Source organism: Gelidibacter salicanalis (assembly GCF_016469035.1).
In the GTDB taxonomy this organism is placed as follows: domain Bacteria; phylum Bacteroidota; class Bacteroidia; order Flavobacteriales; family Flavobacteriaceae; genus Gelidibacter; species Gelidibacter salicanalis_A.
On sequence record NZ_JAEHJZ010000561.1, the window covers coordinates 1 to 220 of the forward strand.

The following is a 220-nucleotide window of genomic DNA, read 5'->3' on the forward strand; positions in this document are numbered from 1 at the left end:
ATCAAAAACCCATCAACTACTGCTTCTCGATACGAATAGGTATAAACAGCCGACCCGAAAATCTCAGTCGTATGTAGCGCTGGCGTAGCCGTGAGGCCTATTGCATACGCATCAAAATAGTCTAGCACCATACGGTACTTGCTCACATAATCCCGCTGATCCCGAAACTCCAGGTCATCCTCATCCAGCTCTCTATCTAGCAAATAGCCTCTGTGCGCCT

At 48.2% G+C, this 220-nt stretch carries 1 protein-coding gene; it reads right to left on the bottom strand.

The annotated features are described in order from the left end of the window. The coding region (locus JEM65_RS22030) for a hypothetical protein (protein ID WP_199603913.1) at nt 1–220 on the bottom strand (220 nt) is incomplete at both ends.